The organism is SAR324 cluster bacterium (assembly GCA_029245725.1).
Lineage (GTDB): Bacteria > SAR324 > SAR324 > SAR324 > NAC60-12 > JCVI-SCAAA005.
In genome coordinates, this window is record JAQWOT010000006.1 from 1 (window position 1) to 7796 (window position 7796).

Annotated in this window: 8 protein-coding genes; 7 read left to right on the plus strand and 1 reads right to left on the minus strand. The window is 45.7% G+C overall.

All coding sequences use genetic code 11. The features are described 5' to 3' along the window. The 6 genes from P8O70_00140 to P8O70_00165 all read left to right on the plus strand — a co-directional run. A partial coding sequence (locus P8O70_00140) for an alpha/beta fold hydrolase (GenBank protein MDG2195295.1) occupies positions 1-793 on the plus strand: 793 nt, incomplete at its 5' end. A gap of 208 nt (positions 794-1001) precedes the next feature. Continuing rightward, entirely contained in the window at positions 1002-2534 is a 1533-nt protein-coding gene (locus P8O70_00145; GenBank protein ID MDG2195296.1) for an extracellular solute-binding protein, read from the plus strand. A gap of 59 nt (positions 2535-2593) precedes the next feature. Then, complete coding sequence (locus tag P8O70_00150; GenBank protein MDG2195297.1) at positions 2594-3610, plus strand: sugar ABC transporter permease; 1017 nt, start codon at positions 2594-2596, stop codon at positions 3608-3610. Position 3611: 1 nt separating this feature from the next. Further along, positions 3612-4490: a carbohydrate ABC transporter permease gene (locus P8O70_00155; protein MDG2195298.1), complete on the plus strand. Its 879-nt coding sequence runs from the start codon at positions 3612-3614 to the stop codon at positions 4488-4490. 20 nt (positions 4491-4510) lie between these two features. Further along, positions 4511-5602, plus strand: coding sequence for a sn-glycerol-3-phosphate ABC transporter ATP-binding protein UgpC (gene ugpC, locus P8O70_00160; protein MDG2195299.1), 1092 nt, complete (start codon positions 4511-4513; stop codon positions 5600-5602). Between the two features lie 138 nt (positions 5603-5740). Then, positions 5741-5956 (plus strand): hypothetical protein, encoded by a 216-nt coding sequence (locus P8O70_00165; GenBank protein MDG2195300.1) that lies wholly within the window; start codon positions 5741-5743, stop codon positions 5954-5956. Between the two features lie 3 nt (positions 5957-5959). On the opposite strand, the gene P8O70_00170 is transcribed toward P8O70_00165, so the two are convergent. Further along, on the minus strand, positions 5960-6760 hold the full coding sequence (locus P8O70_00170) for a Spy/CpxP family protein refolding chaperone (GenBank protein ID MDG2195301.1): 801 nt from the start codon (positions 6758-6760) through the stop codon (positions 5960-5962). A gap of 209 nt (positions 6761-6969) precedes the next feature. Between P8O70_00170 and P8O70_00175 the strand changes: the two genes are divergently transcribed. Next, on the plus strand, positions 6970-7641 hold the full coding sequence (locus tag P8O70_00175) for a response regulator transcription factor (GenBank protein MDG2195302.1): 672 nt from the start codon (positions 6970-6972) through the stop codon (positions 7639-7641). Positions 7642-7796: the final 155 nt, after the last annotated feature.

Sequence of the window (7796 nt, forward strand, 5' to 3'; positions counted from 1 at the left end):
AGCAGCGGCAGATGAGGCTCCGGATCCATTGACAATCAATCGCAGACTGGATTGGGAAGGGTTGACGATCCGCTACCTTGACAGCGAGGAAGGCGAGCGGCCGTTGATCTGTCTGCATGGCTTTGGGGGAGACAAGAACAACTGGCAGTTCAACCTGGCGGCCTTGGCTCCCAACAGACGGGTGTTGGCTCCGGACTTTCCAAGCCATGGAGACTCGACGGTCAGTGCCGAGCACTCTTCACCGCTAGCCTATGCCAAGATGGTCTCCGCGATGATCGATCAGTTGGAGTTGGGGCAAGTGGATCTGGTGGGTCATTCGATGGGGGGTCTGGTGGCCTTACTGGTGGCCCGGGAGAGTCCGGCAAAGATAGGAGCGTTGACTTTGTTGGCGCCAGCAGGGATTGGGACCGAAATCAATGCCGGTTATGTCGATGGCTTTGCCACGGCCAATAGCCGTAATGGATTGAAAAGTCTTGCACCGCAGTTATTTGCTGACAAAGAGATGGTCAGCCGGCAGATGGTAGCTGACCTGCTGAAGTACAAGCGCCTGGATGGAGTGGAAGAAGCGTTAGTCCAGTTGGCAAAAAAGCTCCACAGTGGTGGAAAGCAAATTGAAGACTTGAGCAGCGTAGCCCAGAGTATTCCAACCAAGATTTTCTGGGGCAAGGCCGATGAGATCCTGCCTGTGAGCAATTGTGCTCAGTTGAGTGGAGTGGACGTTGAGCAGTTGGAGTGTGGGCACATGGCCCATATGGAAGCCGCTGATCTCGTTAATAAGCATCTAGGTAGCTAATTCTTAAAAACCTTTTCAATTGCAGATTTCTATCAAAACAAAGTTCGAAATTTGGTAGAGAACTACATCCGTTGGGAGTTCTATACCCAATGGCTAAAATGGCTGGGTTGATTGAAGTTATTTGAATTCGATGAGCCCTTCTTAACCGTGATTTGCTCTTCTTGTTGAGGAACAAATCACAAAAAACAACCATCCTTAGGGAGGTCTAATGTTTTACATACCAAAGGACGCGATCTATAAAAAGGTCAGTCGACGCGATTTTTTGAAAATGGGCGGTGGTGCTGCGACAGCCTTGGGAGCAGGGTCAATTGCACTTGGCCTGAGTTCCGTAATCAATCGAAGACCTGTATATGCACAATCTTCCGATGCAGCAAAATGGAAGCAATATGAGGGTTCAAAACTCGTATTTATGAGTGAGAATACCCCTCCTTCCTTTGCTATCCGTGATAACTTGAAGACATTTTATGACCTGACAGGAATCGAAGTTGAAATCCTCACAGACGACCTACCAGTTGTTCAACAGAAAGTAGGAATTGACCTCAGAGGCGGAAATTCCGACTTCCACCTGAACTACATTCAGGACAAGCCAATTGGTTCTCCGTTCGCGGACTACTATGAAGATTTGAACAAATACACCGGTGACAACACTTTGCCCCAAGATCCTGAAGGGTACGGTGAAGATGTCTGGTTCGAAAACTTCCAAAAAGCATGTGGTGTCTTCTATGAAGCAGGTCGAATTGTCGCTTTCCCTTATGACTGCGCTGTTGCATGCTCTTTCTACCGTCAGGATCTCTTCGAAAAACTCAGTAAGGATTTCGAAAGTGAGCATGGTTACCGAATGGAGTTTACAGCCGATACTACGTGGAAGCATGTTTATGAGTATGCAGCTTTCTTCAAGAAAGTTCGTGAAGGTGGCAACTCTGATATTCCTTACGGGTATGCTCAGCACCAGGGATCTTTTGCTTGGACAACCCAGTTAGACATTCAGCGAATGCTCTTCTCACATGGTCGTTGGACAGAGTTCGATGTCGATGACACCCTGGGTTCAAAAGATCCAGGCAAGACTAAGTGGGGAGATGCTCAGTCTGTAGCAGTGATGACAAAATTCAAGGAACAAGCTGACGTAAGCCATCCAGACAACTTGGCAAACGGTACTTTGGAATTGAATACAGTTTATCAAGCAGGCCAGATTGCGATGCAGGTTCAGTATCATGAATTTGCTGCTTCTTGTGAAGATGAAAAGACCTCAAGAGCAGCTGGTGGCAAGACTGGTTACGCTCCATGTCCTAAAGGTGAATCTAGTTGGATCGTAGGTGGTGGTCAGGCTGTCAATGGAACTAACTGTGGTATTGGTGGAATAGGAATCAATGGCAATGCTACAGAAGATCAAAAGCGAGCTGCTTACATCTTTGCAATCTGGGCAACTTCCAAGAACATTCAATATGACGTACTCCGTGGCTTGGGTGGAACCCCAACTAGAAAGTCAGTGCTTGAAATCCCAGAAGTGAAAACTGCACGCAACCGCCCAACGAATATGCCTAATGCATTGACCTTCGATGCTGTTTATGATCACGGGATACGGGACCCACACTTTGTGCTTGGCCCAAAGATTCCGGAGGTAAACGAGTATCATAAAATCCTAGCTACAGAAGTTCAGCGCTGTGTGGCTGGAGAACTGTCTCCTGAAGAAGCTTGTGAGGCAATTCGTGAGCAGACTGACGAAGCTAACGGATATTTCTAACCTTGACCACCTCCCGGTTGGTTGTTGACCAACCGGGAACCTTGTAGACATTGAAATCAATGCAAACAACACTTACGAATGGCATTGCAGAAGGACAGCTTACGAATGCTGCAAAACTCGCCAATGTTTCTAAAGATCAATTTCGGATGTCAAATGGTATCCGAGTAATTGATTACCAGCCCACCAGTCGCCACGCAGCTCCATCAAACAGATACTACCTGTGGTTAATTCTACCAGCAGTGATCGTTCTTGCTTGCATCACACTCTATCCATTTTTCTGGTTAATTTGGATGAGCTTTCACAAAGTAGACATGATGCGAGGTGATATTTGGAACAATTTTGCGAATTGGCGAAGGTTACTCGGTGATCGGAGCTTTGGAAATGGTTGGTATCTCCTACTGAAATACAGCGCAATGTGCATGATCATGGAAGTGGGATTGGGCGTGCTGCTCGCAGTGATTTTAAATCGTTCTAAATACGAGAAAGCTTTAGTGACATTATTCCTGATGCCAATGATGATGGCACCTGTCGTAGCAGGGCTTGTTTGGTATTACCTCTATAACTCCACCTTTGGTTGGTACCATTGGTTAATGCAAAGCGCTGGAATATTAGGTGAGAAATCGATTTTGGGGGATACAGGTACAGCAATGTGGGGAATCGTCATAGTGGATGTATGGCAATGGACACCTCTTATCATTCTAATCACCTTGGCTGGTATGAAGCGCGTTCCAAGAGACCAACTGGAAGCAAGTATGGTGGACGGGGCTGGAGATTGGCGCAATTTTTTTCAGATTACTCTTCCGAATCTATATCCGTTTTTGCTGATCGCAATTTTGCTGCGCTTTATGGACAACTTCCGGTTTATCGATGCCCTTTTGGTATTGACGGGTGGTGGTCCTGCAAATTCTACAAAAATTCTTCCAACCTATCTATTTGATGTGTCCTTTCAATTCTTCAAGTTAGGCCGTGGGGCTGCAATCGCCCTTACGCTACTCTTGGTCACAATTATTCTAGGGATGATTCTCGTCAAGGTTTTTGAGAGTCCAGCTGGCAAAGTCAATCAGGAAGGAAACTGAGATGGCGTCATCAGATATTGTTCAATACCAGACTCCTTTAAGGAAAATCGGCAACATACTTATTGGTGTGTTTCTGGCGATTTACCTAGTCTGGACCTTACTCACGTTTTTGATGATGTTTGTGTCTTCTTTGAAGGATTTGCTCGAGGCCTTTAAGCTTCCAGCGGTTGGAGATTGGGCAGGTGTCACGATGTTCTTCGATTTCACACCCACCTTGCGACACTATGAAAATCTGTTCTTGGACAAGAACTTTGGCACTTACATGATGAACAGCATCATCTCCGCGGGTGGTTCTGCAATCATCTCAGTGGTTCTGGGCTCAATGTGCGCTTATGCACTCTCAAGGACTGAATTTCGGGGCAAGAAGGATCTGCTGTTTTGGATTATTTCCACCAGAATGGCACCAGTTGTAGCGGTAATGGTTCCACTCTATGCGATCTTCAGAAACTTTGAATTGGTTGGAACTTTGCCAGGGCTGATTCTGGCTTATACGACCTTCAACCTCCCGTTTGCTATCTGGATCTTAAAAGGCTTCTTTGACAACGTGCCCTACTCTATTGAGGAGGCACAGATGTGTGATGGTGCGAATCGATTTGAAGCATTTGTCTCAATTCTACCCTTGGTTGCTCCGGGAATCGGAGCCTTCCTGATCTTGTGCGTTCTCTTCGGATGGAACGATTTCTTATTTGCCTCCATTATCGGATCAGGCGGTGCGAAAACACTTCCAGTCGCAACCAAAGAACTGGTGCAGCCACAGAATATTCAGTGGGGTAGCATCATGGCAGCTGGTGTTGTAACAACCATGCCAATGATGTTCCTTGGACTGCTGGTTCGTCGTTATCTTGTCACTGGCCTGACCATGGGCGCTGTTCGCGAATAATCTTCAACTAATCTGAAAACATGGCATCTGTTTCAATCAAAAATGTCTGGAAATACTACGGGGAAACTGCCGCTGTCAAAGACCTCAATCTTGAAGTCCAAAATGGGGAATTCCTTTGCGTATTGGGTCCATCAGGATGTGGTAAATCTTCTAGTTTGAGAATGTTGGCTGGGTTAGAACATATTTCTGCAGGTGATATTCATTTCGGGGATCGGCGAGTGAATGACTTACCACCCAAGGATCGTGATATCGCGATGGTTTTTGAGAACTATGCTCTCTATCCTCATAAGACTGTTTTCGACAACATTGGAAACGCCCTTAAACTTCGCAAAGTTGATACATCCAACATTCAGCAGAAAGTTGAGAGGGCTGCTGAAATGCTGGAAATCAAGCATCTGCTTCAACGCAAACCAATGGAGCTTTCAGGTGGCCAGAAGCAAAGAGTTGCGATTGGACGTGCCATCGTTCGGGAACCGGAGTTGTTTCTCTTTGATGAACCAATTGCTCACTTGGATGCCAAGCTCAGAGCTCATATGCGAGGGGAACTGAAGATTCTTCAGAGAAAACTAGGGACTACCATGGTTTATGTGACTCATGATCAGATGGAAGCTCTATCGATGGCGGATCGTGTAGCGGTCATGCACGAGGGAGTTTTACAGCAATACGGAACACCTCAAGAGATTTATCACAAACCAGTGAATGCTTGGGTTGCTGGTTTTGTAGGTGAACCACCCATGAATTTTCTAGATTGTGAACTGCTCCAAGAGGGTGACGCTATTCATGTGAAACATTCTACATTCTCGGTTTCTCTTCTCCCTGAACAATCTAGTATAATTAATAGCGCAAAGCTTGAACGCAAAGTTCAGCTTGCGATTCGTCCGGACGAGATTCACATCAACGGTGAGCAGTTAGCTGAGTCTATCAAAGCTGAGGTGAAGATCACGGAGCCTCTTGGAGGGGATATGCTGGTTGATACCAATGTTGGCAAGGAAAAAGTCTTGGTCAAAACGAAACCAGATTTTACAGCATCGATGGGCCAAGAGTGCTTCCTCAGCTTTGACAAACAGCGCTGGCATGTCTTTTCAAGTGAGACAGGATTAGCTTTCTTTTAGGGCCTGTCATCTATTTAGCCAAGTGACACGCTATCCACTGGATACCCGCTAGAAAAAAGGGCTCGCCTATCGTAACGGGTTGCAATCCCCCGGTATTGCTTCAACTAAGCAAAGAAGTTCTCACTCAGGTTTTGTAAGGTGTCGCAACTCACAATCTTCTCTGAGTCGCAACTTTGTTTAAATCTTCCAGATGGAGTCGTCAAATATCAGCGGTTTGAACCTCCAATAAACATCTCCACCGTTAACTCAACAGCTTGGGATTTAACACGCCTACAAGCTCAGTTCATGCTCGGACGGCAACATCGCCTGCACTTGCTACAATCTGACCAGCTACCTCATCTGGAATCAGAATAGTCATTATCTGTTTCCATGAATTCCAGATTCCCATCTGTTTTCTAACTTCTCACTGATCTTCGTTCGTTGTTCTTGGGTCAGTATCGTATGGAAGTCAGTGAAACCTTGAGCCAATAATGGCAGCTTGGACTGGACTTCAGACCATCTAACATCAAGCAGGGCTTCCACATCCTCAACATTCACTGAGTCCTGTTGCATCTGCTCGTAAATCTCCTCTCTCATTTCTTTATGCTGTTGCTTAATTTCCGCTGATTTACTGCGTAAAGTGTTAATGAGATTGGTTATCTCTTTCTCTTGTAGATCATCAAGGTCTAGTGCGATGGATATTCCGAAGACGATTCGAGAGGTATTTGAAGATTCCAGACGCTCAAAATGATTGGATTTCCAACCTTTGGACATTCGCTCTTTTACCCTACTGCGTTGTTCAGGAGTCAGCATCGTATGGAAGTCAGTGAATTTTTGCGCTAGCACTGGCAACTTGGCATTGACAGAAGCCCATTTGGCTTTAAGCAGAGCATTCACATCCTCCACATTCACTGAGTCTTGCTGCATCTGAGCAAGCATCTCTTCTCGCAGTTGCGCCCGAAGTTCCCTGAGTACCTCAAATTCAGGACGGGCGTTCTCAACAACCCTCGCCATTTCCTGCGCCTGCGAATCATTGAGATCAAGTTTGCTGGATGTTTCTGAAACAATATCGGATGTGCTCCTAGAATCTGGCTGGCCACAACCTACCAAAAACGTCGCTGATGTAACCGCGATTAGCAAAGACTGCCTTATTGTTTTGAAAGTTTTGGATTCTGACATAGCGCTTCTCCTAAAGTAGCGTGATTTAAATTCCCTTATGTCCTATGAGTTGAACCTCTTGGGGCGATGAACTGAGAATTAGTATAGGAGACAAATCTTTCACCAACCTTTCGAAAACCTTACAAAATAGAAAGGTTAAGGAAACGGCTTCCAGATTGGAGAAGACGAGTTAAACTCATCCAATATTTTCAATATCTGGAGAAGCTTCATTGAAACTACTTTTGCTAGAGGATGACCCTAAAGTCGCTGATTTCATAACGAAAGGTCTAAGAGAAGCTGGGTTTGTTGTTGAGCATGTTTCAGAAGGTGAAATTGCTCTGAGCTTAGCTAAATCAGAGGATTATGATGTGGCAGTACTGGATGTTATGGTTCCAGGCTTGAGTGGACTTTCCGTAATTCAGACACTGCGAGAGCAGAAAAACACAATTCCTGTTCTTATTCTCAGTGCCAAGCACACATTGAAAGATAGGGTGAGAGGAATTGAGTTGGGAGCGGACGATTACCTGACCAAGCCTTTTTCCTTCACAGAATTGCTTGTCCGCGTACAAGCTCTGATCCGACGAAACTCGCTAAACACAGAACCAACTACCCTCCAATATGCAGATCTGGAGATGAATCTGTTAAGCAGGGAAGTGTTCCGCTCCAGGTATCTTCTGCAATTGCCGCCACGCGAATTCAGCTTGCTAGAATACTTTCTCAGGTACCCAGGTCGAATACTGTCCAAAACATTTATTTTAGAACATGTCTGGGATTATGATTTTGATCCTCAAACAAATGTAGTTGATGTGCTTGTTTCACGTTTGCGCAGCAAGGTAGACAGAGACTTTGAAACCAAACTGATCCATACACTCCGTGGTGTGGGATATGTACTTAAGCTTTGAACGCTTGAACCCCCGTAGCTTCCAAGCACGGATGACTATCTTTGGTATTCTACTTTTCTTTTTCTCAGCCTTATTGGTAGTTGGGTTCTCTGGATTTTTCCTGCACAGAGAGTTTGAGTCTAGACTTCAGCAAAGCATTCTCGGGCAGCTGGAGC